Source organism: Actimicrobium sp. GrIS 1.19 (genome assembly GCF_035984655.1).
Taxonomy (GTDB): Bacteria; Pseudomonadota; Gammaproteobacteria; order Burkholderiales; family Burkholderiaceae_D; genus Actimicrobium.
Map to the genome: position 1 here is coordinate 1 of NZ_JAXCHT010000031.1, position 24816 is coordinate 24816.

Genomic DNA, 24816 nt, shown 5'->3' on the forward strand with positions numbered 1-24816 from the left:
TCGTAGCAGTTTACAAGCGGGGCGCTAACTCATTGAATGTAAACGGGAATTGGCGCGAGGTGAGAGTCTGAGGGTGACTTGTGTATAACGAAATGGGTTGAGCCTGGGCTCGACCTGGGATGTCACCGACAAGATTCGTCTGGAAGGTCAGTTGAAACGCGAGACCAGCGACTACAGCGGCGCCGCAGTGATTCCGTCGGTGCAGGGCGAACGAAAGGACACCGTCCGGCGCGCCGAAATCAAAATGACGTACAAGCCGACGCCGGAGTTGCAACTGGTGGCGCAGGCCTATCACGGCGATCGCAGTTCCACGCTGGCTGGCAACAGCTATCCAGGCAGTGGCGTGCTGCTGGCAACGCGTTATGAATTCTGAGCGGATGCAAGTCACCACGGTTGGTGACATCCCGGTGTTTTCATTTTTCAAGCGGGCACTTGATCCGCTGGTCATTCTCGGCACCCTGTTCGTGCTCACGCGTGTGATGGGCGAGCCATTCACCGGCAACTACATGGTGCTGGCGATCATTGCCTTTTTCGTGTCGGCATGGCTGTACGAGCAGGTCGATGCATCGCGCAACTGGCGCGGCGGCCGGCTGATGGCTTTTGCACGCGATGTGTTTTTTGGCTGGGCGATTTTTGTCGCGATCATCGTCCTGATCGGCTATGCCACCGGCTACGGCTACCAATACGCAGAGAACGTCATCCTGTGGTGGTTCATTCTCACCCCGTTCGTGCTGCTGGGCGGTCATCTGGCCTTGCGCAAGATCGCCTCCGATCTGCATCGCGGCGGCCAGCCACGCTCGGTGGTCATCGTCGGCCTGAATGAAACCGGATTGAAGCTGGCGCGGCGCATCGGCGAGTCACCGCATCACATGATGGAAGTGCGCGGCTTCTTCGATGACCGCGGCGCACGGCGCGACAGCCCGGACGCTGCAAGTGCGCCGGCAGTGGCGCTGTTGGGCAAGATGGCCGATATCGCTGATTACGTGCGTGAACAGGGCATCAATGTGATCTTCATCAGTCAGCCGATGTCGGCGCAGCCGCGCGTGCGTCAATTGCTCGACGAGTTGCAGGATACGACCGCATCGATTTATTTTTTGCCGGACATCTACACCTTCGATCTGATGCAGGCGCGCTTTGATGAAGTCGGCGGCATGCCGGTCGTGGCGATTCGTGAGACACCGTTTTCGGGCATCAACAGTCTGGTCAAGCGCAGCAGCGACATTCTGTTGGCCTGCGTCATTCTGCTGTTGCTGGCGCCGTTCATGATTGGCATTGCCATCGCGGTCAAGTGCACCTCGCCGGGACCGGTGATTTTTCGCCAGCGCCGCTATGGCCTGAATGGCGACGAGATCGTGGTCTATAAATTTCGCTCCATGGCGGTGACCGAGGACGGCGCCCGCGTTACCCAGGCGCGCAAGGATGACATGCGGGTGACCCGGCTGGGCGCCGTACTGCGCCGCACTTCGCTGGATGAATTGCCGCAGTTCATCAACGTGCTGGAGGGCAGCATGAGCATCGTTGGACCGCGCCCGCACGCAGTGGCGCACAACGAGCAATACCGCGGTTTGATCAAGGGTTACATGCTGCGTCACAAGGTCAAGCCGGGCATTACCGGCTGGGCCCAGGTCAACGGCTTGCGCGGCGAGACCGACACGCTCGACAAGATGGCGGCGCGGGTGGAGTTCGATCTGGATTACCTGCGCAGCTGGTCGCTGGCGCTGGATCTGTGGATCATCCTGCGCACCGTCAAAGTGGTATTGAAGCGCGATAACGCTTACTAGAACACCCCATTCAAAGCGCCTGAAAAAGCCGGATAACAGGGCGCGCGGAGACAGAAAGTACGTCGATGACAGCCGGTGCAATGTACTGGCCGATGCCATCCGACGCTCCAGAAAGTATCAGAAGCACCAACGAAAGGTTGCAATGAGAACAATGCAAATCACCCTGGCGGCAATGCTGCTTGGCGCCGCCGTCAGCGCAAGTGCTGGCGTGCCTGTCATCACCCTTGCGCAACCCTCGGGCGAATTCGCGCGAACTGTCGTGGTTACCGCTGCATCCTCGGATCAGGCTGTCACGCTGCTGGCGCCGACCGCCCCTGAACAACCTGGACAAACTGCCGGCTCGTTTGCCTCGCTGGCCAGCGGCGCTTACTCGGCACTGGCGACTGCAGCCGCAGTCATGCCGGCGACGGCCGGGTCACGCTACGGGCTGCTGGTCGCGGCACGGCCGCAACCGTCGCTGGGTGCGATCCTGCTGCTGCTGCTGGGCAGCCTGATCTATCTCGGCAGGCCACGGCAGCAGGGCTTTGCGCTGCGTCCGTCAAAGACCTTGCTGGAGCGTGATCATCATGCACCTGCGCACGGTTAGTGCGCTGGCCGTGCTGGCCGCAGTAGCGCTGAGCGGCTGCGGCAAATCGGCCGGTGCCGATGCCAATTCGGCGCGGCCGGTGGCGTTGGCAACCGTAAACGGAATCGACATCAGCCTGCTGGCGCCGCCTGACCCACAGCGATTGGCCGGTAGTGCCCTTGCGTTGGCGGACAGGCCGAAGCTGGAAGCCTTGATCGACAGCCAGGTGTTGCAGGACGAGGCGATTCGCAACCGGCTTGATCGCGATCCGTTGGTGATGCGGGCGATCGAACGTGCCAAGGCCGACATCCTGGCCCAGGCATGGCTGCAAAGCAAGGCAAGCGGCCTGGCCGCGCCAACCCGCTCCGAGATTGACGCGTATTTTGCCGCGCATCCGGAATTGTTCGCGCGACGCAAATTGTTTTATATCAAGCAGTTGATTGTTGACACAAAAGACTTTACGCCGCAGATGAAGCAGCAGATTGATCGCGCCAGATCCATCGAACAGGTCGCGAAATGGCTGGACGCGCACCGGATACCGTACGAGCGGGCCCAGTTGTCGCGCAACAGCACCGAACTGGCGCCGGAACTGATTGTCCAGTTGAAAAGCATGCGACGACATCAGCTGTTCGTGGTCGCCGCCGGCGCCAGGACGATGGTCGATGCCTTGCAGGATGTCACCTCCGATCCGGTGACGGCTGCCACGGCCGCACCGCAAATCGATGCCTTCTTGCGCAATACGCGGCGCAAGCAGGCCGACGATCTGGAAATCAAACGCCTCAGAGCGTTGGCCAGGATCGCCTATTTCAACCAGCCGCAAGGCATTGCAGCCAACCCGCTTGCGGCGCCGCACTCGACACCCATGGAGAAACAATGAAAAAGATAATGATCGGACTGTTCGCACTGCTGATTGCCAGTGCATGCGGCCTCGCCAATGCCGAGGATGTGATGCTCGGGCCCAGCGACGTCGTGAAAATTTCCGTCTACGCCAATCCTGATCTGGCGCTGGAAACCCGGATTACGCAGGCTGGCACCATCACCTTTCCGCTGCTCGGACAAGTCACCGTCGGCGGCATGACCGTCTCGGCGGCCGAAACCAAACTGGCCGGCCTGCTGGCCGCTGGCGGCTTCGTGCGCAAGGCGCAAGTCAACATCCTGGTCACGACCCAGCAGAGTCAGCTGGTCTCGGTGCTCGGGCAAGTGACCAAGCCGGGCCGCTACCCGGTCGATGGCAAACCCGGACTGATCGATGTGCTGGCACTGGCCGGCGGCGTGCTCCCCGATGGCGGCGACGTGGTCTACCTGATCCGCAAGCGCGATGGCGTCAAGACCAAGGAAGTGGTCGATCTGCCCGAAGTCATGCGCTCGGGCGACCTGAACCAGAATCTCGACCTGATCACCGGCGATGTGGTGTACGTCGAGCGCGCACCGCGCTTCTATATCTACGGTGAAGTCCAGAAGCCCGGCGCGTACCGGCTCGAACGCAACATGACGGTGCAGCAGGTGCTGTCGGTCGGCGGCGGACTGACGCCGCGCGGCACCGAACGCGGCATGCGCATCAAGCACCGCGACAGCGCCGGCAATGTCACCGAACGCGCAGCCAAACAGGAAGATGTGGTCCAGATCGACGACGTCATCACCGTGAAATAGAGCCTGTTTTGATGCGGGCCACCTGTTTCATGCAACGGACACGAAAGGTTGCCCCATGAATTTGACCCAGATAATACTGATCCTGCGCGCGCACTGGCGCATTGTTGTGTTCGCACCGCTGCTGACCGTGGCGGCGGCGATCGGGGTGAGCCTGATCATGCCCAAGACCTACAAGGCAACCACCTCGCTGGTGCTCAACTACAAGGGCAGCGACCCGGTGACCGGACAGGCCATGGCGTCGCAGCTGTTGCCTGGCTATATGGACACCCAGATCGAAATCGTCGACAGCATGCGCGTGGCCCTGAAGGTGGTCGATGCGCTCAAGCTGGCCGACGGGCCGCTGGTCAAGGAGCGTTTCATGGAAGCCACCGATGGCGAGGGCAACGTACGCGACTGGGTCGCCGCCGGCCTGCTGGCCAAGCTCGACGTCAAGCCCGCCGCCACCAGCAGCGTGCTGCAGATTAACTACATTGGATATCAGCCGCAGATGGCTGCCAACGTGGCCAACGCCTTTGCCACCGCCTATCAGCAGACTGCGATCCAGCTCAAGATCGAGCCGTCGCAGCGCACCTCGGTATATTTCAATGAGCAGGTCAAGCTCTCGCGTGACGCGCTCGACACGGCGCAGCGGCGACTCTCGAAGTATCAGCAGGACAATGGCATCGTCAGCACCGACAAGAGCATGGATGTCGAATCGGTGCGTTTGAACGAGCTGTCGGCGCAGGCGGTTCTGGCGCAGGGCCAGTCGCAGGAAGCCACGGCGCGCCAGCGTTCGGCGCAGGGCAGTGCGGCGCAGTCGCCGGACGTGGCCAACAACCCGCTGATCCAGAACCTGAAGCTGGGACTGGGCACGGCCGAAGCCAAATTTACCGAGATTTCAGGACGCCTCGACGTCAATCATCCGCAGTATGAAGCGGCCAAGGCCGAGGTCGACAAACTGCGCGCCGAGCTCAATGCGCAAACCCGGCAAGCCTCCAGTGCGGTCAGCGCCAATGCCGTGATCCTGCAGCAGCGCGGTGGCGAAGCCAATGCCGCACTGCAGGGCCAGAAAGAAAAAGTGCTGCGACTCAACCGGGCGCGCGACGAACTGGCGCTGCTGAGCAAGGATGTCGACAGCGCCCAGAAAGCCTACGACACCGTGGCCCAGCGGCTGACCCTGACCAACATCGACGCCCAGGCCAAGGAGTCCGATGTGGCGGTGCTGACGCCCGCACTCGCATCGCTCAAGGCATTCGGTCCGAAGTACCTGCTCAACGCGCTGATCGGTTTGGTGGCCGGCATCATGCTTGGCATGGGCGGCGCTTTCCTGCTGGAACTGTCCGACCGACGTGTGCGTTCTGCGCAGGATTTGCGCGACGTGGCCGGCTTGCCGGTGCTTGCGATACTCAAGCGCGCCGCCGGTGCGCGCCTGCACGCCATTGGCACGCCGGCCCTTGCTGGCCATGCCGATGGCGCCACCCGACTTCAGGGGCAGTAGCACGCCTCCAACCCACTTAAGCGGGACAACGATGAATACCAACGACACGCCTTTCCGTGCCACCGGCACTTCCGGTCTGACCGATGATCTGCTCGACGGCCCGAATCAACGCTCCGGACAGCGTTCGCTGGGCGCGATTCTCGTCGCTGCCGGGCGGCTGGACGCGAATGCCACCGAACAGATTCTGCGACGCCAGCGCGAGCACGGCCAGAGCTTTGGCCAGGCCGCCATCAGCCTTGGTCTGCTGACCTCGGCGGATGTCGAGCTGGGGCTGGCGCGGCAGTTTGATTTTCCCTATCTGCTGCAGGGCACCAGCCTGCTCAGCCAGGAGCTGGTGCTGGCTTACCAGCCATTTGGCGCGCAAGCCGAAACCATGCGGGTACTGCGTTCCGAGCTGATGCAGCGCTGGTTCGGTCGGCCGGGGCAGCATGCCCTGGCCATCACCAGCGCGCACCGCCACGAAGGCCGCAGCTATCTCGCCGCCAATCTGGCGATCACGTTTTCGCAACTCGGCCAGCGCACGCTGCTGATCGACGCCGATTTGCGCCAGCCGCGCCAGCATGCGTTGTTCGGCCAATCCAACAGCATGGGCCTGTCGGCGCTGTTGTCGGGACGCGCCGGCCAGGCCACTATCGCGCGCATTGACGGGCTGGTCGATCTGTCGGTGCTCAGCGCCGGGACCGCGCCACCGAATCCGGCCGAATTGCTGGCCCGCCCGGCATTCGGGCAGCTGCTGCAGGAGCTGGCGCGCAACTACGATGTAGTGCTGATCGATACGCCGCCAGCGACCGAATGCGTTGACGCCCGCAGCGTTGCCGCCAGTGCCGGGGCGGCGCTGGTGCTGGCGCGCAAGGATGTCACTGCGCTCGGTGCGGTGACGCAGCTGGCGGCGTCGATGGGGCAGGCCGGCATTGCCGTACTTGGCTCGGTTCTCAACGAGTTTTGATTGCACGCGTGAACAAGCGCCTGGCATGGATCGACGTGTTGCGCGGCCTCGGGATTGTTGCGGTGGTGGTTGGACACGTCACCTTCAACCGTGCCCTGGCGGCGCAGATCTTCATGTTCCATATGCCGCTGTTCTTCCTGTTGGGTGGCTGGCTGCATGATCCTGTCACGCCGCAACGGGACTACCTGAAGGCCAAGGCGCGCAGCCTGCTGCTGCCGTATGTCTGCTTCCTCGTGATTCTGTGGCCGCTTGAAGTCATGATGTCGGTCGCCGATCCGGCCGCGCGCTGGAGTTGGCCAGTGCTGGTCGAGCCGATGCTGTATGGCGGTCAAATGCTGACCGGCTTTGCCGGTGTGTTGTGGTTCGTTACCTGCTATTTCCTGACGCAGCAGCTGTCGCATTTTCTGTTGCGCCGCTTTACGCTGCCAGTCTGTGCCGGCGTGTGCGGCGTGATGCTGGCAACGGCCTGGTTGACCGCTTGGCTGTGGCCAGACTGGGCGCTGCCGCTGGCCGCCGATGTCGTGCTGTTTGCGGCGCCACTGTACCTGCTCGGCTATGCCGTGCGCGACGTTGCGCTGGCACGCTGGACGCCGCTTTGGATTGCGCTGACGCTCGGCGCAGTGCTGCTCAACGTGGGCGGCGTTGGCAATACGATGGACATGAAGGCAGGCGATTACGGTCTGCCGATTGTCACGCTGGTCAGCGCGCTGGCCGTGGTGGCGCTACTGGCGGTGCTGGCCCAGCGGTTGCAGGCCACCATGGCCGGACGCACGCTGGCCGTACTCGGCGGCGCGTCGATGACGATCATGTTTTTGCATCAGTTCGTGCAGCTGATGATGGCCAAGCAATTCGGCATCACGCAGGCCCTGCCGCGCATCGCCGGCGCGCTCGTCGCGTGTTGGCTGATGCATCGTCTGCTGTGCGCCTGGCCACTGGCGGCGCAGTTGTTTCTGGGCCGTCGTCCAGCCATCCGGGCGGCCACATGAGAGACCACGACACCATGCCACCAACCAGCATCAGCGCAATCGTGCCGGCGTATAACGTGGAGTATTACGTAGCCGACGCGCTTGATTCGCTGCTGGCGCAAAGCGCGCCATTTCACGAGATCATCGTCGTCGACGATGGCAGCACCGATGGCACCGCTGCCATTCTCGACCGCTATCGGCAGCACCCATCGATACGCGTGGTGCACGTCGACAATGGCGGGCAGGGGCGTGCCAGGAACCTGGCGCTCGATCTGGCCAGCGGCGACTACGTGTATTTTTTTGATGCCGACGATTTGCTGATGCAGGATTTTGTCGCGGTGATGCAAGACCTGCTGGGCCGTCGGCCCGAGCTCGACATCGTGTACTTTTCCGGAGAATCCTTCGTCGACGCCGGTTGCAACACCGACTACCTGCCGGCGTATCGCCGCAAGCTCGATGGTGAATTCGCCGATGGCGTGGCTGCGGCCGGCGCCCTGCTTGCGCGCGGCACCTGTTTTGCCAGCCCGTGCCTGTACCTGTCGCGCCGCAGCCTGTGGGGCGAGGGTGCACTGGCCTTCAAGCCGATCGTGCACGAGGACGAAGAAATCATCACGCTACTGGCTTGCGCCGCCGGTGCCTCGGTCTGCACCGACCGGGGTTTTTTTGATCGCCGCGTGCGCGCGCAGTCGACCATGACCCAGCGCAAGTCCGGCCGGCATGCCGCCGGTTACCTGCAAACGCTGGCCACGCTGGCGACGCAGTGTCGGCAACAGCGCGCCACGCTGGCGCCGATCGAGGCGCTCATGGTGCGACGCTTTTATGCGCTGCTGGCCGGCTATCTGGCGATCTGCAAATCGATTGGCGACCGGCCCGACTACCGCGCGCTCGGCCGTCATCTGCTGACGCTGGGCCGCTTGCCCGGGCTGCGCCAGCTGGTTGAAATGACCGCCCCGCCGGGCTTGCTGTTGCGCGTGTCCGGCTGGCGCAGACAACGCATGCAATCAAAGACAGGACAACGATAAATGGCGTCAAACTTTTCCAATACACGCTGGGTCTTGTTATCGCAAGGTGCGCGGGTGGTGTCGCAGCTGGTCAGCATGACCGTGCTGGCGCGACTGCTGTCACCGGACGCCTATGGCCTGATGGCGCTGGCAGCGATCGTCACCAACATGGCCTATCTGTTTCGCGACATGGGCACGGCCGCTGCGCTGATTCAATCGAGGGACGTGTCGCCCACGATGGCCAGCACGGTCTACTGGACCAACCTCGCGCTGGGCTTGCTGATTGGCGTGGCGATCATCTGCGCCGCGCCAATCACCGCGCACATCTTCCATGAACCGCAACTGGCGACCGTGCTGTGCATGCTGGCGATCGTGTTTCCGCTGACCGGCGCGAGTGTGGTGCATCAGGCGCTGCTGGAACGCGAGTCGAAGTTCTCGGTGGTCGCCGGCGCTGAAGTGGTGGCCTCGCTGGCCGGACTGGGCGCGGCGCTGCTGTTGGCCTGGCGCGGCGCCGGCGTGTTCAGCCTGGTGGCGCAGATGATTGTCGCCACGCTGGTCACCAGCGCCATCATCGTGCTGCGTTCGACCTTTCGACCGCTGCGTCACTGGAATCGCGCCGAGTTCAAATCGATCGCGCGTTTCAGCGGCAACCTGTCGATGTTCAACGTGGTGCTGTACATCTCGCGCAATGCCGACAGCATGGTGGTCGGCCGCATCCTCGGCGCGGCCGTACTGGGAGCCTATTCGATGGCGTACCGGCTGATGCTGTTCCCGCTGCAGAACATGACGTATGTGGTGGCGCGGGTGCTGTTTCCGGTCATGAGCCGCAGCCAGGGCTCGGTCACGGAAGTGGCCAATCTGTACCTGCGTTCGCTCGGCTTCATCGCCTTCCTGACCGCGCCGTTGATGGCCGGCCTGTTTGCGCTGCGCGAGCCGTTCGTGCATGTGATGCTGGGGGCCAGCTGGCAAGCGTCGGTCGCCTTGCTGGGCTGGCTGGCGCCGGTTGGCTTCATTCAATCGCTGGTCAGCAGTACCGGCACCGTGCTGATGGCGCGCGGCAGCACCGGGCTGATGCTGCGCCTCGGCCTGGTCGGCGCGGTGCTGCAGGTCGGTGCGGTGGTGGTCGGCGCGCAATGGGGCATCGAAGGCGTGGCGGCGGCGTATCTGGCGGCCAGCCTGGTCAATGCGCTGCCGGCGCTGTATTTCAGCACCCGCCTGATCCATATCCGTTTTGGCACGCTGATGGGCTGCATTACGCCATCGATTGGCGCGGCGCTGCTGATGGTGGGCGTGTTGCGCCTGAGTGGCCCGCTGGTGGCGCAGGCCACGCCGCACGAATGGTTGTTGCTGCTGGTCCAGGTGGTGATCGGCGTCCTTGTGTATGGCACCGCCAGCCTGGTTCTGCTACGCCCACAGCTGCTGAGCCTGCGCTCGTTGCTGGGTTTTCAAAAGAAAGTTGAGGCGTAAATGGCCACATTCGACGTATTGCTGCCGGTAAAAGACGGCATGGCATTCCTGGCCGAAGCGATCGACAGCATCATCGCGCAAACCTTCCACGACTGGCGCCTGATCGTGCTCGACCATGGCTCCACCGATGGCAGCGTGGCGCTGGCCGAGGCGTATGCCGAACGCGATCCGCGCATCATCGTGCGGCCGTTTCCGGAGGCCCGTGGCCTGTCCGGCCTGCTCAACTGCGGCCTTGACCTGTGCGACTGCAAGTACGTCTTGCGCCAGGATGCCGATGATGTCTCGCTGCCGGAACGCATGGCCGAACTGGCCGCCGCCTTCGAGGCCGATGCTGCGCTGGTGGTGGTCGGCTCCCTCGGCGACGTGATCGATGCGAAGGGCAACACCATCGGCCAGATCGACATGCCGACCGGGCCGAATGGTATCATTGCCGGCGCGCTGTTCCGCACCCCGGTCTGTCACCCGGCGGCGGCACTGCGGCTGGATGCGTTGCAACGCATCGGTGCAGCCAGCGGACTGCCGGTGCGCTACGGCGACGACTTCATCGGCGTGCTGCCGCCGCAGCGGCGCTTGCAGGTGCCGTCGCTGGCGGAAGACTATTTTCTGTTTGGCCAGCTGGCGTTGCTGGCGCCTTGCATCAATCTGGATCGCAAGCTGATCCAGTACCGCTGGCATGGCGCCAATGTGGGCGCCACCAAACACCACGCGCAGATGCAGGTGGCGCTGGACATTTCGCGCTCGCTGGCGGAATCGATTGCGCTGATGCACGGCATCGAGCGCTGCGATCCGGCACCATTTTGCAACCATGGCGAACGCCTGTTCGATATCGAAGGCAGCAGCGATTTTTCGGCGCAATACGCGCTCCTTGAAACGACCCTGCGCAAGCTGGTGCCGGCCGGTCCCGAGCGGGCGCGTGAACTGGCCTTTCGCCGGGTCCTGGCGCGCCGCGACCGGCTCTCGATGGCAGTGCGCTACGGCCTGTTCGCCTCGCTCTATCAGGTCCGCCCGGCCGAGTCGCGCACGGTGCGCTCGTGGCTGCTGCGCGGCCTGCAAAAGCAGCCAATCCTGCAACTGAGTCCATCGGGACGGTTGCGATGAGCGGCGCACAGCACGTCGATGATTTCACGCCGCTGGTTAGTGTCGTGATTCCGACCTACAACCGCGGCTACTGCATCGCCGCCTCGATCGACAGCGTGCTGGCACAGACCTTGGGTGACTTCGAAATCATCGTGGTCGACGATGCCTCGGGCGACGACACCCAACAGCGCGTGGCCGCGTATACCGACCCGCGCGTGAGCTACGTCGCGCTGCCGACCAACCAGGGTGGCGCGGTGGCCCGCAATACCGGTATCCGGCAGGCGCGCGGTGAGTTCATCGCCTTTCTCGACAGCGACGATCTGTGGTTGCCCGACAAGCTGGCGCGCCAGATCGACGGCCTGCGCCGGCTCGGCCCGCATTGCGGCCTGAGCTACACCTGGCTGACCTGCGTCGACGACGACGGCGCCGAGACCTTGCGCATCCATCCCGAGATCGACGGCGACTGTTTCGAAGAAATGCTCGTGTCGAATTTCATCGGCTCGTTTTCCAACCTGGTGGTGCGGCGCGAGCTGCTGGTCGAAGCCGGCGGACTCGATGAAGCCTTTCGCAGCTGTCAGGACTGGGACCTGTTCATCCGGCTGTGTCGCCACCGCTCGGTGCATTGCGAACGTGGCTATCTGGTGCGCTATCTGCAAAGTGTCACCGATACGGTTCGCATTTCCACCAACCCGGGCTCGGTGATCCAGGGGCATCGCCGCATCCTGGCCAAGTTCGCCGCCGATTACGCGGGGCTCGCTGCACCGTTGCAACGTCGCGCATTCGGCTTCTTCATGGCGCTGTTCGCCGGCAGCGGCAGTGTCGCCGACACGCTTGCCATGGGCCGCGCGCGCGTGCGCAGCGGCGCTACGGGCGACGAACTGGTCGAATGCGCGCGGCTGATTGCGCGTTCCCTGAAACGCCGGCTGGCACAACGGCTGGCCGCACGCCGGCGCGTCTGAGGGAGATGACGATGCTGCGACTTTCCCTGCCAACGCGACGCCAGACCGGCCCGCTGATGATTGCGCTGTTCGCCCTGTTGATCGGGCTGGTGGTGCCGCTGTTCGTCAACGGCGTCGAAGGCAGTCCGACCAAGGCGATGGTCCTGCCTGCGGTGCTGCTGCTGGGCATGCTGCTGTTGTACAGCCGCGTGCTGTTGCTGACCGTGATCCTGTTGCTGCGCGCGTCGGGCGATGTCTTCTTCGACACCACCAAGGTCGCGCTGGGCGGCATGCAGATCGGCGTCGGTGGCCTGGTCAATGTGGCGGTGATTCTGATCGCGCTGCTGCTGGTGATCGAAAAGCCGAAGCTGCTGCCGAAGAAGTTGGCCGTGATCTGGCTGCCATTCATTCTGCTCGGCATGGTCGGCGTGGCGCTGGCGCCGGAGAAGGGCAATGCGGTGCGCCTGTATCTGGCGCAAGTGTCGTATTTCGCGGTGTTCGTGACGGCGTTTTACGTGGTCCGTACGCCCGAGGATTTCAAGCGCTGCGTGCGCATCGTGCTGTGGTCGTCGGTGTTGCCGCTGCTGTACGGCATCGGCAGCATCGCGGTCCAGGGCGGCGTGCACGGACCCAACGGCGCACGCCTGCAAAGCACCTTTGCCCATCCCAACATCTACGCGTTTTATCTGACGCTGGTCGTGACGCTGGGTTTCTATGTGCTCAAGAGCGCCACCTACAAGCTGTCCGGCGCGCAACGCGTCGGCCTCAGTGCCTACCTGCTGCTGCTGATGGTGATGTTGCTGCTGACGCAAACCCGCAGCGCCTGGATGGCCTGCTTCGGCCTGTTCTTCGCCTACGGCCTGTTGTTCGAACGGCGTTTCCTGTGGCTCATGGCACTGCTGCCGGTGGTGGCGATGCTGATTCCCGACGTGCGTGATCGCGTGCTGGAACTCGGCAGCGGCAATGAAGTGGTGCAATACGCGAAATTGAATTCGTTTGCCTGGCGGCTGTATATCTGGCGCTCGGGACTGGAGTGGATGCGGCCGTCGCATTATCTGTTCGGCTACGGCATGGATTCGTTCGCCCATTTTTCGCCGACCTTTTTCCCCCTGGCCGGCAAGACCAATTTCGGCGCGCATAACCTGTACGTGCAGTGGCTGTTCGAACTCGGCGCGCTCGGCCTGCTCGCCTATTTATGGCTGTACGGGCGGCTGCTCTGGATACTCAAGGGCCTGCTGCCGGTCAACCGGTTGTGCGGTTTCATGCTGCTGGCGATGGTGGTGCAGTACCTGATGGTGTCGGCATCCGACAACATGGGCGCCTACCTCGCGTTCAACTGGTATTTCTGGTTCGTGGCTGGCTCCGGCTGCGCGATGCTGGCGCATGCGCAGCCGGCCCAGCCGACCGCGCAAGGTGATCGATGACTGCGCAGTCCACGCTCGCGCCAGCCGTCGACGGCCATGGCGCGCACTTACCGGCCCTCGATGGCTGGCGCGGCCTGAGCATCCTGCTCGTGCTGGCGGCGCATCTGCTGCCGCTCGGGCCGAAGGCGTGGACACTGAACTACAGCGCCGGCATCCTCGGCATGGTCCTGTTTTTTACACTCTCGGGATTTCTGATCACCTCGTTGCTGCTGCGCGACCAGAACGTGCTGCGGTTCCTGATCCGGCGCTTCTTCCGGATCGTGCCGCTGGCCTGGTTGTACATGGCCGTGGCGCTCGGCCTGACCGGTGTCTCGGCCATGGTGTGGCTGGCGCATTTTTTGTTCTTTGCCAATCTCCCGCCGCGCGACCTGGTGCCGCTGACGCTGCACATCTGGAGCCTGTGCCTGGAGATGCAATTTTATGTCGGCATCGCGCTGCTGGTGGCGCTGCTGCGCCTGCGTGGCTTGTGGCTGCTGCCGGTGCTGGCCTTGCTGTTTTCCGCGCTGCGTGCGTGGTATGGCATTTATGCCTCGGACATCAGCTATTACCGCGTCGATGAAATCCTGGCCGGATGCACCCTCGCGCTGCTGGTGCATGGCCATGCCGGCCACACCCTGCGGGCATGGCTGGCGCGGCTGCCGCAGTGGCCGCTGCTGGCGCTGCTGGTGGTGTCGTGCATGCCGCAGGGACAGTGGCTCAATTACCTGCGACCCTATTTCGCCGCGTTGCTGGTTGGCGCCACGGTGCTCGCGCCGCACACCGGCATGGCCAAGCGGCTGGACAACCGGGTGCTGCTGTATCTGGCGGCGATTTCGTATGCGCTGTATGTGATTCATCCGTTGCTGGGCGCCTCGTGGTTTGGCTCCGGCGACATCGCCGAAAAATATGCCAAGCTACCGCTGCTGCTGCTGATGCTGTTCGCACTGGCGCATTTTTCTACCCATCATTTCGAGCGCTGGTTCATCGCGTTCGGACGCACCCTGGCCGCCGGCAGCTTGCCGCGCTGGCCGGCATCAGCACAGCGCAACGGAGACAAGCATGTCAAATGATTCGGACTGGCAGGCAGATCTGCAACGCTACGGCATGGCCCACCCTTTCCTGCAGGAGCAGTCGATCTGGGCGGTCTGGACTTACCGCTTCGGCAGGCGCCTCGACCGGCGCGCCCCGGGACTGGCGCAACGCGTGCTGACGCGCGCTTACTGGTTGCTGTTTCGGCTGGTGGAAACCATGGTCGGCGTGAGCCTGCCGAAGGCCGCGCAGATCGGACCGGGTTTGCGGATCTGGCACTTCGGCGGCATTTTTCTGCATCCCGACACGGTCATCGGCGCCAACTGCACGCTGCGCCAAGGCGTGACGATTGGCAACCGCTCCGAAGGCGGCCCGGTGCCGGTGCTGGGCGACGATGTCGACGTCGGCGCCTACGCCCAACTGCTGGGCGGAATCCGCATCGGGCACGGCTGCCGCATCGGCGCGATGGCGGTGGTGTTGTGCGATGTGCCCGATGGCGCCACCGCCGTGGGCGCACCGGCGCGGGTGATCCTGCCTGCTGCCGAACTCTCAGATTCAGGATCTTCCCGATGAAAATTGCTTACCTCGTCAACCAGTACCCGAAGGTCAGCCACAGTTTCATCCGGCGTGAAATTCTTGCGCTCGAACGGCAGGGTTTCGAGATCGAACGCATCGCCGTGCGCGGCTGGAACGACCACTTGGCCGATCCCGAAGATGAGCGTGAACGCGAGCACACCCGGTATGTCCTGCAAGGCGGTGCGGCGACCCTGCCGCTGGCCGTGCTGCGCCAGCTGATCACGGCGCCGCTGCGCCTGATCAGTGCCGTCGGGCTGGCTTTGCGCATGGGCCGCCGCGCCGCCCGGCCGTGGCCGGTGCACCTGATTTATCTGGCCGAGGCGTGCCGCATCGTTCCGTGGATGCAGCAGGCCGGCGTGCGCCATCTGCATGCCCATTTCGGCACCAATTCGGCCGAAGTGGCGATGCTGGCCGAGGCGCTCGGCGGTCCGCCCTACAGCTTCACCGTGCATGGTCCGGAAGAGTTCGATCAGCCGGAATTCCTGCATCTGGCCGAAAAAATCCGGCGTGCCGCGTTTGTCGTCGCCATCAGTTCGTATGGCCGCAGCCAGTTGTACCGCTGGATCGGTTACCGCGACTGGCCCAAGGTGCAGGTGGTGCATTGCGGACTCGAGCCGGCCTTCCACGCCGGTGCGGCGGTGCCGCCGCCACGTGCGCCGCGCATCGTCTGCGTCGGACGCCTGTGCGAACAGAAAGGGCAATTGCTGCTGGTCACCGCAGTGAGCCGGCTGGTGCGCAACGGCATCCCGGTCGAGCTGGTGCTGGCCGGCGACGGCGAGATGCGCGGCCAGCTGGAGTCGCTGATTGCCTTGTACGGCTTGCAGTCGCACGTCGTCATTACCGGCTGGATCGGCAGCGACCGCGTGCGCGCCGAAATTCTCGCAGCGCGGGCGCTGGTGCTGCCGAGTTTCGCCGAGGGCCTGCCGGTCGTGATCATGGAAGCGATGGCGTTGCGCCGGCCCGTGCTGACTACCTACGTCGCCGGGATTCCGGAGCTGGTGCGGCCGGGCCGGGAAGGCTGGCTGTTTGCCGCCGGTGACGTCGATGCACTGGTGGAGGCGCTGGAGCAGATGCTGGCCGCGCCGCCCGAGCTGCTGGCAGAGATGGGGCAGGCCGCCTACGAACGCGTGCTGGAACGGCACGCGATCGATGTCGAAGCAGCCAAGCTGGGCCATCTGTTTCGCGCCGAGGTGACGCCTGGCGTTGCCTCGGCAAGAACGCTGGCCAATGTCGCCGAAGGTGCGCGATGAGCGCGCTCTGGCTGGCACAGGCCCTGTTCGTCGTGCTGCTGGCGCTGCTGGCCTTGCCGGTCTGCGTGTTCGTACTGGAAATCGGCTTGGCCCTGTTCGCGGCGCGCAGCCGCACCGCGCCACGCTTGCCGCATGTAGCGCGCCCGGCGCTGGCGGTGCTGGTGCCGGCGCATGACGAGGGCAGCGGCATTCTCGCCACGCTGGCATCGATCCAGTCCCAGCTGCAAAGTGGCGACCGGCTGCTGGTAGTGGCCGACAACTGCAGCGACGACACCGCCGCGCAGGCGCGTCACGCCGGCGCCGAGGTGCTGGTGCGGCATGACGATCTGCGCCGCGGCAAAGGCTATGCACTCGATGCCGGCGTGCGTCAGCTGGCGCTCGACCCACCGGCAATGGTGATCGTGGTCGATGCCGACTGCCTGCTGGCGCCACACGCGTTGGCACGGCTGGCATCCTGCTGCAGCGCGTCGCAGCGGCCGGTGCAGGCGTTGTATCTGATGCGGGCGCCGGCGGGTAGCGGCCTCAAGACCCGCATCGCCGAATTCGCCTGGGCCGTGAAAAACCGTGCCCGTGCACTTGGCCTGCAGCGGCTCGGCCTGCCATGCCAGCTGATGGGCAGCGGCATGGCATTTCCGTGGGCCTTGATCGACGAGGCCGAACTGGCCAGTGCCGATCTGGTGGAAGACCTGCGCCTCGGACTGGACTTTGCACGGGAGCGGCGCGCGCCGCTGTTTTGTCCCGAAGCGCTGGTGACCAGTGAATTCCCGGTCAGTGCGCCCGGCTTGCAGTCGCAGCGTACGCGCTGGGAACACGGTCATCTGGCGATGCTGATGCGGGCCGGACCGCGTCTGCTGTTCGACGCTGTATGCACCGGCAACGCCGGCCTCGGCGCGTTGACGCTGGACCTGTGCGTGCCGCCGCTGGCGCTGCTGGTGTTGCTGTCGCTGGCGCTGGGTGCGATTGGCGCGCTGCTGTGGGGCTGGACCGGCGTGGCCGTGCCATGGGGTCTGGCGCTGATCGGGCCGCTCCTGCTGGCCGGTGCCGTGCTGGTCGCCTGGCTGCGCTTCGGGCGCGCCATCCTGAGCTGGCGTGAACTGGCGTATGCGCCGATGTATGCCCTGATCAAGATTCCGTTGTATCTGAAATTCGTGATCCGCCGCCAGGTGAAATGGGTGCGCTCGGATCGCGATCCATCGTGACCATGACCGCTTTACCGAGAAGGAACCGCCCAATGAAACATTACCGCTGTTCGCTGGCCGCGCTCGTCGTGCTGGGCATGACCATGGGCGCTGCCCAAGCCGCCGCATTGCCGACCGACGCCGTGTTTGCGGCCGACAGTTTCTGGTACACGCCGATTCCGCGCGAGGTGGAACTGAACCCGAATTCGGATGCGTACGTGCAGGAGTTCCTGCGTCAGAAAAAAGCCTACTACGGCAACGTCAACCTCAACACCCGCGCGTACTCCAGCCCGGTGTATGTGGTCGGTCCCGACGTGGCGGGGAAGGATGTCACCGAATGGGATTGCCAGAAGAAAAAGTTCAAGGACAAGGATCTGGCCGAGCAATGGCGCGCCGTGCCGATTCCCGATTTTGCCGAAGCGGCCGAGGGTAGCGACGCCGAAATGACGATTTACCAGCCGTCCAGCGACACCATGTGGGAGTTCTGGCAGGCACGCAAAACCGACGATGGCTGGCAAGCCTGCTGGGGCGGACGCATGAGCAAGGTGTCGCGCAGCGACGGCGTGTTTCCGAAACATTACGGCACCACCGGGACCAGCCTGCCATTCATCGGTGGCCAGATTACCGCCGAAGAATTGCAGCGCGGCGAGATTCGTCATGTGATCGGCATCGCACTGGTCGATGCCGAGCATTTCAGCATCAAGTCGTGGCCGGCGCACCGCTCGGATGGCTACAACCCGCAACGCAAGCCGAACCAGATTCCGGAAGGAACGCGCTTCCGGCTCGACCCGACGGTCGATGTCGACAAGCTCAAGCTGCACCCGATTGCCAGGACCATTGCGCGCGCCGCACAGCGCTACGGCTTCGTGGTGTGGGACAAGGCCGGCGCGATTTCGCTGCGTCTGCAGAATCCGAAATCGACCACCGCCGGCGGCGGCAGCGATCCCTATCCCGCCTTGTTCAAGGGCAAGGGCAGCAACGCGATTCTCGACGGTATCCCGTGGGACCGCCTGCAATTCCTGCCGAATGATTATGGCAAGCCCTGACGCACACCTGTCGGCAGTCTGACGCCGGTTGGCGCAGTCCGAACGGACGTGCCAACGCGGATGTCGAACTGCTGGCGCTTCACTCACCTCACGAAAGAACACCTTGAAAATTACAGTCATTGGCAGCGGCTACGTTGGCCTCGTCACCGGCACCTGCCTGGCCGAAATGGGCAACCATGTGTTGTGCCTGGATCTTGATGAAAACAAGATCCGCATCCTGAACGACGGCCAGATTCCGATCCACGAACCCGGCCTGCTCGAACTGATTCGCCGCAACGTCGCCACCGGACGCCTGCGCTTCACCACCGATGTCGAGCAGAGCGTTGCCTTCGGCGCCTTGCAGTTCATCGCCGTGGGCACGCCGGCCGACGAGGATGGTTCGGCCGACATGCAATATGTGCTGGCCGCAGCGCGCAATATCGGCCGTTACATGACCGACTACAAGGTCGTCATCAACAAGTCCACGGTGCCGGTCGGCACCGCCGACAAGGTCGGTGACGTGTTGCGCGAACAGCTGGCCGAACGTGCCTTGACGCTGCCGTTTTCGGTGGTGTCGAATCCGGAATTCCTGAAAGAGGGCGCGGCCGTCGATGATTTCATGCGGCCCGACCGCGTCGTCATCGGCGCCGACGATGAGCGCGCGATCACGTTGATGCGCACGTTGTACGCGCCGTTCATCCGCAACCATGATCGGGTCATCGTGATGGATGTGCGCTCGGCCGAGCTGACCAAGTACGCCGCCAATGCGATGCTGGCCACGCGCATCTCGTTCATGAACGAACTGGCCAACCTGGCCGACAAGCTCGGCGCCGACGTGGAACAGGTGCGCATCGGCATCGGCTCCGATCCGCGCATCGGCTTTCATTTCCTGTATCCGGGCTGCGGTTACGGCGGTTCGTGTTTTCCGAAAGATGTCCAGGCCCTGTTGCGCACCGGCGCCGAAAACGATTCGAACATGAAAGTGCTGCAGGCCGTCGAGGACGCCAACGAGGCGCAAAAACACCTGTTGCTCGACAAGATCCGCACCCGCTTCGGGACCGATCTGAGCGGCATGCGCTTCGCGCTCTGGGGCCTGGCGTTCAAGCCCAATACCGACGACATGCGCGCCGCCTCGAGCCGCGTCATCATCCAGGGCCTGTGGGACATGGGCGCGAGCGTCACTGCCTACGATCCGGTGGCGATGCAGGAAGCGCGCCGCATCTTCGGCGACGACGCACGGCTGCAGTATGCGGAGTCACCGCTGGACGCCTTGCGCGACGCGGATGCGCTGGTCATCGTCACCGAATGGAAGGAATTCCGCGTGCCGGATTTCGACGTCCTCAAGCAGGCGCTGAAGCATCCGGTGATCTTCGATGGTCGCAATCTGTACCAGCCGTCCGAGGTACGCAGCCATGGTCTTGAGTACTTTGCGATCGGACGCCGCTGACGGCATGCTGGCGCGCTTTTCGTTCCGGCAATTGCTGTTTGCCGGCTTCATCCTGATCTCGCTGGTGCTCACGGCCAGCTCGGTGCAGGCGCTGCTGGCACTGGAGCACCTGACCCGGCTCGGACGCGAAACGGCGGCGCGGGCGGTCATGCTCAGCGAGCAGTCGCAACTCCTGACCGAGCGCACCCTGGCGATGGAGCGCAGCGCGCGTCAATTCATGGTGCTCGATGAGCTGGTCTTTCGCGAACGCTACCGCAGCGCGTGGGAGCAGGGGCGCGCTGCCCTGGCACTGCTGGCGGCCGAGCGCTCTCCCGAGCTGGCCGGCGAGTGGACCCGGCGCGCCGATGCAGTCTGGTCGGTGCTGCAAACCGGCAAGCGCCGGGGCCGCGCCGGACAGACGGTGCTGGACCAGACCTTCGCCCGTCTGCCGGTCATCAACGAACAGATGGCGGCCCAAAGCAAGCGCGAAACGGCGCAACGCAACAGCGCCATGCTCGATGAACTGGAACGCCAGCGTCAATGGCTGGCCGCGCTGCTATTTGGCGGGGTGGTGCTCAGTGCGATCCTGGCCAGCTGGTTTGGCACCTGGTTGTCGCGCCCGTTGCGCCGTATCGAGCAGGCCATCGGACGTTTGGGCGAGAACCGCTTCGACCAGATTGTCACCGTCGACGGTCCGGCTGACACCCGCCGCCTCGGTCAGCAGCTGGACTGGTTACGGCAACGGCTGGCCGCGCTGGACGACGATCAGAAGCGTTTTGCGCGCCACATTTCGCATGAACTGAAGACGCCGCTGGCAGCATTGCGGGAAGGCGTCGCACTGCTCGAAGATGAAGTCGCCGGGCCGCTCACGGCGGGCCAGCGCGAGATCGCCGGCATCCTGCGCCAGAACAGCGCGGCACTGCAAAGCCAGATCGAAGACCTGCTGCGCTACAACGCCGCCGCCTGGGACGCGCAGCGCTTGCAGCGTGTCGAGGTCGACCTGCTGGCATTGCTGCACAAGGTCGTCGATGAGCAACGCTTGCAGTGGCAGGCCAGGCGGCTGCAGGTCAGCGTCGAAGGCGATCCGGTGCGGCTGCTGGCCGACGCCGACAAGCTCGGCGTGGCGCTGGCCAATATCCTGTCGAATGCCGTGCGCTTCAGCCCGGAGGGCGCGCGTATCGTGCTGCGGGCCAATGCCGGTACAGGCGTGGTGGTGATCGACTGCATCGACCAGGGCCCCGGTGTCGCGGCCGACGACGCCCGCCGCATTTTCGAGCCGTTCTTCCAGGGTAGCCGGCATCCCGCCGGAGCCCGCACCGGCAACGGCATTGGCCTGTCCATCGTGCGCGAGTATGTGGGTGCGCATCAGGGCTCGGTCCAGCTCATTCCGCGCTCGCAGGGCGCTCACTTTCGAATCGAATTGCCAAATGAAAAATAAGTTGATTGCCGCTTGCTCGGCACTGCTGCTGGCCGCTTGTGTCAGCACTCCCAATCTGCCGCCAAGGCCAACGTCAACCCGCACGCCTGAGCTGGCGCCAACGGCAGTTGTGCCGGCCGATAAACCCAGCCAGCAAATCAGCGAGCTGCTGGTATTCCAGTCCGGCGTGCGCCAGATGAAGCCGGCGGAATTGACCAGGGCACTGGCCGAGGCGGATGCCCAGCCGGTGTCCAGCGTCGGCATCGTGCGACGCGCGATGCTGCTGGCGGCGCAACGCGGCAGCGGCGATCTGGTGCGGGCCCAGGCGTTGCTGGACGTCATCGAAGTACCGCTGACGCCGGACGGCATCGCGCTGAAGGCGCTGGCCCAGTTTCTCAGCGCTACCTACGGCGATGCGCGGCGGCAGGAGGAGGCCCAGGACAAGCTGACCGTGCAGCTGCGTGAAGCGCAGCGCCGCAATGACCAGCTGGCCGAAAAACTGGACGCGCTGCGCAACATCGAACGCGCGCTGGCGGTGCGTCCGCCGGTACCGGCGTCGCCACCCAAATGAGTGCGCCGATGGCCGCCCGCGCCCATGTCCTGCTGGTCGATGACGATGAAGATCTGCTGCGTCTGTTGACGATCCGCCTGCAGGCCGGCAATTACCGCGTGACGGCCGTCGCCAGCGCTGAAGCGGCGCTGGCCCGGCTCGCGGTGGAACTGCCCGATGTGGTCATCAGCGACGTGCGCTTGCCGGGCCGCGACGGGCTGGCGCTGTTCGACGAACTGCGCCGCCAGCATGCCGCGCTGCCGATGATTCTGCTGACTGCGCACGGCAGCATTCCGGATGCCGTCGAGGCCACCGCGCGCGGCGCGTTTGCGTATCTGACCAAGCCGTTCGACGGCAAGATATTGCTCGACAAGGTGGCCCAGGCGGTCAGCCTGACCAGCGTTTCCGATGCCCCCGCGCTGGCCGACGAAAGCTGGCGTGCCGCGCTGATCAGCCGCAGTCCGCGCATGGCCGAGTTGCTGGCCGAAGCCCGCCTGGTGGCGGTGTCCGACGCCAGCATCCTGATTCGTGGCGCCAGCGGCACCGGCAAGGAATTGCTGGCGCGGGCGATCCATCTGGCCAGCCCGCGCGCCAAGGCGCCATTCATCGCGGTCAATTGCGGCGCGATTCCCGAACATTTGCTCGAGTCGGAATTGTTCGGTCACGTCAAGGGCGCTTTCACCGGTGCGATCGGTCATCGCGAAGGCCTGTTCCAGGCGGCCGATGGCGGCACGCTGTTCCTCGATGAAATTGGCGACATGCCGGCGCCGCTGCAAGTCAAGCTACTGCGTGTCTTGCAGGAGCGCGCGGTGCGCCAGGTCGGCGCCGATCATGACCGTCCGGTCGATGTGCGAATCGTCTCGGCAACCCATCGCGACCTCGATGTCTCGATGCAGCAAGGACAGTTTCGCGAGGATCTGTATTACCGGCTCAATGTCGTGACGCTGTCGTTGCCGCCGCTGGAAGAGCGACGCGAAGACATTGCGCTGCTGGCACATCATTTCCTGCAGATGCTGGCGACCAAATACGGCAAGGCGCTCAACGGCTTCGCGCCGGATGCGCTGGCGGCGCTGGTCACGGCGAGCTGGCCCGGCAATGTCCGGCAGCTCTACAACGTGGTCGAGCAGGCCTGCGCGCTGGCCACGGCGGCGCTGGTGCCGTTGTCGCTGGTACAGCGGGCCTTGCGGGTGCCGTCGCTGGAGGTGCTGAGCTATATCGAGGCCAAGGCGCGCTTCGAGCGTCACTATCTAATTCAGTTGTTGCGCCTGACCGACGGCAACGTCGCCGATGCGGCCCGCCTGGCCGAGCGCAACCGCACCGAGTTCTACCGCCTGCTGCAAAAATATGCTCTGACGCCCAGCCTGTTCCGTGGCGAGGGCGACCCTGTCGCTCCAGAGCGACAGGAATAATCCATCGGGATCAAGGACTTGCACGGCATCGCCCGCAAACCTGTCGGGCTGAGGCGACAGAAAGTGCCGCGTACCGCCTCGCGGCATGGCCATTTGGCATGATCAAATTCTTAAGGTATTGATTTAAATAGGGAAAACACTGCTGGCACGGCGCTTGCTAACAATGCCTGTCGTGACACTTCCGGGTGTTTCGCCCTTCATTTAAAAAAAGGAAATACCATGCAAAAATCGAAACTGATCAATTCACTCGCCGCCGTCGCTTTGCTGGCTGGCACGATGTCGGTGTCCTTCGCAGCTGGTCCGCAAGACAAGCCAGCCGCCCCAGGCGGTGCCGAAGCACAATCCCAGGGACAGGCACCCGCCGCAGCAACCGATGACTCGATTACCGCGACCGCCAAGTCGGCCGTCAGCGCTGATGCCAAGCTTGCTGGCCTGCCAATTAATATTGCCACCGCCAAAGGTGTCGTGACTGTCTCCGGCGAAGTGCCTGACGCCGCATCCGGCGAGCGCGTGCTGCAAATTGTCGCCTCGGTCAGCGGTGTCAAAGACATCAAAAACACACTGAAAGTAAAAGGCGCTGGCTAACTCCAGTTTGCCGCTTCAGCACTCCCCGCCAGGCATTGCGCCCGGCGGGGTTTTTTTTCGTGCTTCGCAGGAACTGGGCGGCGCATGACAGGGTCTGTTAGGTGCCACACAGACTGTTCCGGGTGGAAAGCTCATCCTCCATTCAACTACCCAATTCTGGATTTCCTCCGTTATTTACTCGCATGACAATCTGCCGCTCCGGTTCGTCATGTTTTTTAACGTAACGCAACACCGCATTGTTGGCGGGTCACCTGACACCGCGTTGCGTGCTGATTCGCCCTGATGCTGTACCCAACTGAAAGCGGCTTATGTCCACAACGACAACCCTGACAGAAAAAACCATTGATATCGCAGGCTTTCCGGTAACCAGTACCGACGGGCGCAGCCTGGCGCGGCGCCTGTTGGCCGCGCTGCAGACGCGCAGGAAAGTGGCATTGTTCTTTGCCAATACGAATTTCATTGTGCAATGTCGTGCCCAGTTGCCGCGCATGCAGGACGACGCCGTGATTGTCGTCAATGACGGTGTCGGACTCGACATCGCCGCGCTGTTGCTGCGCAAGGGACAGTTTCTGGAAAATCTGAATGGAACCGATTTCACGCCCTATTTTTTCAAGAGTTGCGATCGGCCGCTGCGCATTTTTCTGTTGGGCAGCAAGCAGGACGTATTGCAGCGCGCAGCTGATTATGCGCGCCAGGAATTGGGGCAGGAAGTGGTCGGCGTGTGCGACGGTTATGACGATCTGCGCGAACGCCGCAGCCTGGTTTCAAAAATTAATCGCAGCGCCCCGGATGTGTTGCTGGTGGCGCCTGGAAACCCCATCCAGGAAGAATGGATACTCGAACATCGCGCGGCACTCGATGCCGGCATCGTCATGGGTGTCGGTGCGCTGTTCGATTTCTGGGCTGGCAACAAGACCCGTGCGCCCGCGCTGATGCAAACGCTGCGGCTGGAGTGGTTCTATCGGCTGTGCCTCGAACCACGCCGCCTGGTGCGGCGCTACACGGTCGATATTTTCAGATTTCTCGCTCATTGCCACCGCTACCGGAAAGAGATCCCGGCGGCAAAGACCTTTGCCTGATCATCCCGGCCACAACCGACCG

The 24816-nt window shown here is 63.7% G+C and carries 24 protein-coding genes; all 24 read left to right on the forward strand.

The features are described 5' to 3' along the window. Positions 1-97 precede the first annotated feature (97 nt). The 24 genes from RCH09_RS17185 (at position 98) to RCH09_RS17300 (ending at position 24794) form a co-directional block, all read left to right on the forward strand. Positions 98-373 (forward strand): hypothetical protein, encoded by a 276-nt coding sequence (locus RCH09_RS17185; RefSeq protein WP_326942365.1) that lies wholly within the window; start codon positions 98-100, stop codon positions 371-373. Next, a complete protein-coding gene (locus tag RCH09_RS17190) occupies positions 363-1781 on the forward strand; it encodes an undecaprenyl-phosphate glucose phosphotransferase (RefSeq protein ID WP_326942366.1) in 1419 nt (472 codons plus the stop codon). The genes RCH09_RS17185 and RCH09_RS17190 overlap by 11 nt, the downstream gene beginning before the upstream one ends. A gap of 151 nt (positions 1782-1932) precedes the next feature. Then, positions 1933-2367: a hypothetical protein gene (locus RCH09_RS17195; RefSeq protein ID WP_326942367.1), complete on the forward strand. Its 435-nt coding sequence runs from the start codon at positions 1933-1935 to the stop codon at positions 2365-2367. Then, positions 2348-3223: an EpsD family peptidyl-prolyl cis-trans isomerase gene (locus RCH09_RS17200; protein ID WP_326942368.1), complete on the forward strand. Its 876-nt coding sequence runs from the start codon at positions 2348-2350 to the stop codon at positions 3221-3223. The genes RCH09_RS17195 and RCH09_RS17200 overlap by 20 nt, the downstream gene beginning before the upstream one ends. Beyond that, the gene (gene epsE / locus RCH09_RS17205; RefSeq protein WP_326942369.1) at positions 3220-3996 is read left to right on the forward strand and encodes a polysaccharide export protein EpsE; all 777 of its coding nucleotides are present in this window, start codon (positions 3220-3222) and stop codon (positions 3994-3996) included. The genes RCH09_RS17200 and epsE overlap by 4 nt, the downstream gene beginning before the upstream one ends. A 55-nt stretch (positions 3997-4051) precedes the next feature. Beyond that, a complete protein-coding gene (gene epsF / locus RCH09_RS17210) occupies positions 4052-5473 on the forward strand; it encodes a chain length determinant protein EpsF (protein WP_326942370.1) in 1422 nt (473 codons plus the stop codon). A 31-nt stretch (positions 5474-5504) separates the two neighbouring features. After that, positions 5505-6419 carry a chain length determinant protein tyrosine kinase EpsG gene (gene epsG, locus RCH09_RS17215; RefSeq protein ID WP_326942372.1) on the forward strand — a complete coding sequence of 305 codons (915 nt, stop codon included), beginning with the start codon at positions 5505-5507 and terminating at the stop codon, positions 6417-6419. 8 nt (positions 6420-6427) lie between these two features. Next, a complete protein-coding gene (locus RCH09_RS17220; protein WP_326942373.1) occupies positions 6428-7405 on the forward strand; it encodes an acyltransferase family protein in 978 nt (325 codons plus the stop codon). Further along, positions 7402-8406: a glycosyltransferase family A protein gene (locus RCH09_RS17225; RefSeq protein ID WP_326942374.1), complete on the forward strand. Its 1005-nt coding sequence runs from the start codon at positions 7402-7404 to the stop codon at positions 8404-8406. Before RCH09_RS17220 ends, RCH09_RS17225 begins: the two co-directional genes overlap by 4 nt. After that, the gene (locus tag RCH09_RS17230; protein WP_326942375.1) at positions 8407-9852 is read left to right on the forward strand and encodes a lipopolysaccharide biosynthesis protein; all 1446 of its coding nucleotides are present in this window, start codon (positions 8407-8409) and stop codon (positions 9850-9852) included. Then, positions 9853-10950 (forward strand): glycosyltransferase family 2 protein, encoded by a 1098-nt coding sequence (locus RCH09_RS17235; RefSeq protein ID WP_326942376.1) that lies wholly within the window; start codon positions 9853-9855, stop codon positions 10948-10950. Further along, complete coding sequence (locus RCH09_RS17240) at positions 10947-11888, forward strand: glycosyltransferase family 2 protein (protein ID WP_326942377.1); 942 nt, start codon at positions 10947-10949, stop codon at positions 11886-11888. The genes RCH09_RS17235 and RCH09_RS17240 overlap by 4 nt, the downstream gene beginning before the upstream one ends. Before the next feature lie 11 nt (positions 11889-11899). Beyond that, a complete protein-coding gene (locus tag RCH09_RS17245) occupies positions 11900-13291 on the forward strand; it encodes an O-antigen ligase family protein (protein WP_326942378.1) in 1392 nt (463 codons plus the stop codon). Then, the gene (locus tag RCH09_RS17250; protein WP_326942379.1) at positions 13288-14340 is read left to right on the forward strand and encodes an acyltransferase family protein; all 1053 of its coding nucleotides are present in this window, start codon (positions 13288-13290) and stop codon (positions 14338-14340) included. The genes RCH09_RS17245 and RCH09_RS17250 overlap by 4 nt, the downstream gene beginning before the upstream one ends. Continuing rightward, on the forward strand, positions 14330-14872 hold the full coding sequence (locus RCH09_RS17255) for a serine O-acetyltransferase (protein WP_326942380.1): 543 nt from the start codon (positions 14330-14332) through the stop codon (positions 14870-14872). The genes RCH09_RS17250 and RCH09_RS17255 overlap by 11 nt, the downstream gene beginning before the upstream one ends. Beyond that, entirely contained in the window at positions 14869-16125 is a 1257-nt protein-coding gene (locus tag RCH09_RS17260) for a glycosyltransferase (protein ID WP_326942381.1), read from the forward strand. Before RCH09_RS17255 ends, RCH09_RS17260 begins: the two co-directional genes overlap by 4 nt. Beyond that, positions 16122-17324 (forward strand): glycosyltransferase family 2 protein, encoded by a 1203-nt coding sequence (locus RCH09_RS17265; RefSeq protein WP_326942383.1) that lies wholly within the window; start codon positions 16122-16124, stop codon positions 17322-17324. Before RCH09_RS17260 ends, RCH09_RS17265 begins: the two co-directional genes overlap by 4 nt. A gap of 32 nt (positions 17325-17356) precedes the next feature. Continuing rightward, positions 17357-18349 (forward strand): DUF4124 domain-containing protein, encoded by a 993-nt coding sequence (locus tag RCH09_RS17270; RefSeq protein ID WP_326942384.1) that lies wholly within the window; start codon positions 17357-17359, stop codon positions 18347-18349. Positions 18350-18452: 103 nt separating this feature from the next. Continuing rightward, on the forward strand, positions 18453-19775 hold the full coding sequence (locus tag RCH09_RS17275) for a UDP-glucose dehydrogenase family protein (RefSeq protein ID WP_326942385.1): 1323 nt from the start codon (positions 18453-18455) through the stop codon (positions 19773-19775). Further along, positions 19747-21192 (forward strand): sensor histidine kinase, encoded by a 1446-nt coding sequence (locus RCH09_RS17280; protein ID WP_326942386.1) that lies wholly within the window; start codon positions 19747-19749, stop codon positions 21190-21192. Before RCH09_RS17275 ends, RCH09_RS17280 begins: the two co-directional genes overlap by 29 nt. Then, a complete protein-coding gene (locus RCH09_RS17285; protein ID WP_326942387.1) occupies positions 21182-21742 on the forward strand; it encodes a hypothetical protein in 561 nt (186 codons plus the stop codon). Before RCH09_RS17280 ends, RCH09_RS17285 begins: the two co-directional genes overlap by 11 nt. An 8-nt stretch (positions 21743-21750) precedes the next feature. Next, a complete protein-coding gene (locus RCH09_RS17290) occupies positions 21751-23130 on the forward strand; it encodes a sigma 54-interacting transcriptional regulator (protein WP_326942388.1) in 1380 nt (459 codons plus the stop codon). A gap of 219 nt (positions 23131-23349) precedes the next feature. After that, positions 23350-23715, forward strand: coding sequence for a BON domain-containing protein (locus RCH09_RS17295; RefSeq protein ID WP_326942389.1), 366 nt, complete (start codon positions 23350-23352; stop codon positions 23713-23715). A gap of 308 nt (positions 23716-24023) precedes the next feature. After that, positions 24024-24794: a WecB/TagA/CpsF family glycosyltransferase gene (locus RCH09_RS17300; RefSeq protein WP_326942390.1), complete on the forward strand. Its 771-nt coding sequence runs from the start codon at positions 24024-24026 to the stop codon at positions 24792-24794. Positions 24795-24816 lie beyond the last annotated feature (22 nt).

What these genes read in the sequence shown, in the direction of transcription:
- RCH09_RS17190 (WP_326942366.1), top strand. Translation starts at nt 363, where the DNA reads ATGAATTCTGAGCGGATGCAAGTCACCACGGTTGGTGACATCCCGGTG.
- RCH09_RS17195 (WP_326942367.1), top strand. Translation starts at nt 1,933, where the DNA reads ATGCAAATCACCCTGGCGGCAATGCTGCTTGGCGCCGCCGTCAGCGCA.
- RCH09_RS17200 (WP_326942368.1), top strand. Translation starts at nt 2,348, where the DNA reads ATGCACCTGCGCACGGTTAGTGCGCTGGCCGTGCTGGCCGCAGTAGCG.
- epsE (WP_326942369.1), top strand. Translation starts at nt 3,220, where the DNA reads ATGAAAAAGATAATGATCGGACTGTTCGCACTGCTGATTGCCAGTGCA.
- epsF (WP_326942370.1), top strand. Translation starts at nt 4,052, where the DNA reads ATGAATTTGACCCAGATAATACTGATCCTGCGCGCGCACTGGCGCATT.
- epsG (WP_326942372.1), top strand. Translation starts at nt 5,505, where the DNA reads ATGAATACCAACGACACGCCTTTCCGTGCCACCGGCACTTCCGGTCTG.
- RCH09_RS17225 (WP_326942374.1), top strand. Translation starts at nt 7,402, where the DNA reads ATGAGAGACCACGACACCATGCCACCAACCAGCATCAGCGCAATCGTG.
- RCH09_RS17230 (WP_326942375.1), top strand. Translation starts at nt 8,407, where the DNA reads ATGGCGTCAAACTTTTCCAATACACGCTGGGTCTTGTTATCGCAAGGT.
- RCH09_RS17235 (WP_326942376.1), top strand. Translation starts at nt 9,853, where the DNA reads ATGGCCACATTCGACGTATTGCTGCCGGTAAAAGACGGCATGGCATTC.
- RCH09_RS17240 (WP_326942377.1), top strand. Translation starts at nt 10,947, where the DNA reads ATGAGCGGCGCACAGCACGTCGATGATTTCACGCCGCTGGTTAGTGTC.
- RCH09_RS17245 (WP_326942378.1), top strand. Translation starts at nt 11,900, where the DNA reads ATGCTGCGACTTTCCCTGCCAACGCGACGCCAGACCGGCCCGCTGATG.
- RCH09_RS17250 (WP_326942379.1), top strand. Translation starts at nt 13,288, where the DNA reads ATGACTGCGCAGTCCACGCTCGCGCCAGCCGTCGACGGCCATGGCGCG.
- RCH09_RS17255 (WP_326942380.1), top strand. Translation starts at nt 14,330, where the DNA reads ATGTCAAATGATTCGGACTGGCAGGCAGATCTGCAACGCTACGGCATG.
- RCH09_RS17260 (WP_326942381.1), top strand. Translation starts at nt 14,869, where the DNA reads ATGAAAATTGCTTACCTCGTCAACCAGTACCCGAAGGTCAGCCACAGT.
- RCH09_RS17265 (WP_326942383.1), top strand. Translation starts at nt 16,122, where the DNA reads ATGAGCGCGCTCTGGCTGGCACAGGCCCTGTTCGTCGTGCTGCTGGCG.
- RCH09_RS17270 (WP_326942384.1), top strand. Translation starts at nt 17,357, where the DNA reads ATGAAACATTACCGCTGTTCGCTGGCCGCGCTCGTCGTGCTGGGCATG.
- RCH09_RS17285 (WP_326942387.1), top strand. Translation starts at nt 21,182, where the DNA reads ATGAAAAATAAGTTGATTGCCGCTTGCTCGGCACTGCTGCTGGCCGCT.
- RCH09_RS17290 (WP_326942388.1), top strand. Translation starts at nt 21,751, where the DNA reads ATGGCCGCCCGCGCCCATGTCCTGCTGGTCGATGACGATGAAGATCTG.
- RCH09_RS17295 (WP_326942389.1), top strand. Translation starts at nt 23,350, where the DNA reads ATGCAAAAATCGAAACTGATCAATTCACTCGCCGCCGTCGCTTTGCTG.
- RCH09_RS17300 (WP_326942390.1), top strand. Translation starts at nt 24,024, where the DNA reads ATGTCCACAACGACAACCCTGACAGAAAAAACCATTGATATCGCAGGC.